This is a genomic window from Eggerthella sp. 1_3_56FAA (assembly GCF_000185625.1).
In the GTDB taxonomy this organism is placed as follows: domain Bacteria; phylum Actinomycetota; class Coriobacteriia; order Coriobacteriales; family Eggerthellaceae; genus Eggerthella; species Eggerthella lenta.
The window spans coordinates 170,778-172,881 of sequence record NZ_GL622580.1; the positions used below are offsets into that span (position 1 = coordinate 170,778).

2 protein-coding genes are annotated in these 2,104 nt (G+C 68.1%); both read right to left on the minus strand.

The genetic code is table 11. The features are described from left to right. The coding region (locus tag HMPREF1023_RS06165; protein ID WP_035578666.1) for an alpha/beta fold hydrolase at positions 1–457 on the minus strand (457 nt) is incomplete at its 3' end. 340 nt (positions 458–797) lie between these two features. Beyond that, positions 798–2,104 (minus strand): thiamine pyrophosphate-dependent enzyme (locus tag HMPREF1023_RS06170; RefSeq protein ID WP_009305332.1); only part of this gene is annotated, 1,307 nt, incomplete at its 5' end.

The window sequence follows — 2,104 nt, forward strand, 5'->3', positions numbered from 1 at the left end:
GCGTCACGCGGCCGCCCATCGAGTAGCCGAGAACAGCGGGGCGGGCGCCCTCGCGATCGGCGACCATGCGGGCGAAGGACAGCAGCGCCTCGCCCTGCGCGTCCAGCGCGTAAGCGCATGCGTCGGCCGGGCGCTCGCTTTCGCCGTGTCCCACCAGGTCGAGTGCGTATATCGGGCGGCCGGTTGCGGCCAGCTTTCGCGCCACGGCATCCCACGACGCCGAGCTCTGCGCGAACCCGTGCAGCAAGATGAGCGGGGCGGCGGACGGGCGGGCGGTTGCAGGCGGGCAACAGACATTGAGCGCATGGTCGGCGCAGGACGAGAAGGTCGTGGACGAGAAGCCGGCGCCTGGTGCCGGACAACTCGCAGACGCCCCGTTCGCCGGCGTCTGACACAACAGATACAAGAAGGAGATTCCCCCGAACGAGAACCGGCGCGTCTCGGCAGCGAGCATCATCGGGCTCCCACGAAACAAGCCATGCCGACACGGCTCGCTTGAGCGTAGGGCCGCGGAATCAAGCCCTTCGGCGCGGTCGGCCTTCCAAAATCTGGCACAAATTTACGGGTACGGCACGCTTCGTCCCCCAGAATCGCCCAAATGCCGAATGCGCTTCGACATAATCCCAGGTCGCGAATTCTCGCAGCTGCAAGCTTCTGCCGTACCCGTAAATTTGTGCCAGATTTCACCGGGCGGCCGGCGGAAAGCCCGTTCGAGCAAGCACCGCCGACCGCTCCATTCCCGAATTCGCCACGTATCCGGATCATCCGCCTCGCCTCCCGACTTCGCCGCTCGCGGCTTACGACCAGTACGGGGCGTAGCGTTCGGGGAGGCCTTCGAGGGGCACGCGCACCTCGACGAGCGAGATGCCCGGCACGCCAAGCGCTTCGTCGTAGGCCGCGTCGAACTCGGCCACGGTTTCCACCAGGCGGTGCGGCACGCCGAACGCCTGGGCGGCGGCGCCGAACTCCACGTCCTGGGGCGTGAGGAACAGCCGCTCGAAGTACGCGTCTTCCGAGCGTTGGGGCAGCATGTCGAAGATGCCGCCGCCGTTGTTGTTCAGCAGCACGATGACGATGCTGCGATCCAGGCCGCCCGACGCGCGCTGCACGCGCAGCTCGCGCTGCAACGCCAGCGCGTTCAGGTCGTGCAGCAGCGTCAAGTCGCCCGTGAGCAGGGTCGTTTGCTCGAAATGCTGCGCGGCGCCCAGCGCCGTGGACACGGTTCCGTCGATGCCGTTCAGCCCGCGGTTGCACAACACCGTCAGCCGCCTGCCGCCCTTCGCATAGAACGTGTCGAGGGCGCGCACGCTCATGGAGTTCGCCGCGAACAGGCACGACCCCTCCGGGGCGCGCTCGGCCACGCGGCGCACGAACGCGCCTTCGAACCCGGCTTCCACCGCATCCACCGCATCGACGCGCACGGCGGCGGCGGCGTTCGCCTCCAACCACGCCGCCGCGAAAGCACGCTGCCGGTCGTCAGCGGCATCTTCGCCGCCGAGGCTCTGCTTTGCCGCCAGCATCGTTTGCGAGAAATCGAGCGGCGTGCAGCGCAGGTGCACGTCGGTGGCGCAGTTGAAATCGCGCGTCTCGAGCGGATCCACCACGATGTTGATCGCGCCCGCGTTCGCCAAAAACGCGGTGGCGCGCTTCGACACCGGATAACGGCCGAAGCGGATGACCGCCTCGGGAACCAGTGCATCGAATGGAGCGCCTAGCACGGTGTCGTACCGGTCGATGACCAGCGGGTCGGCGGCGGTGCGCAAGCCCGAAAGCGGATCGGCCAGCAGCGGGTACTCGAACGACTCGGCCCAGGCCAACAGCGCACCCATCTCGTCCGTCGTCGCGCACGACCCCTCGCCCGCCGCCACCAGCACCCGACGACCGCGCAGCAGTTCGAGCACGCGAGCGGAATCCATCGGATCGAGGTAAGTCGACGGATGGATGAGGCGCAGATCGGACGGCGCATTCAACGCGCTTCGGCCGGTTTCGAACAGCCCTTCGACCCGCAGGTCGGGCTTGAGCGGTTCGTCGAACGGGAAGTTGAAGTGCACGGGCCCGCCCAGGCACGCGCCTGCGATGCGCGGTGCGCCCTCGCCGTCCGTCG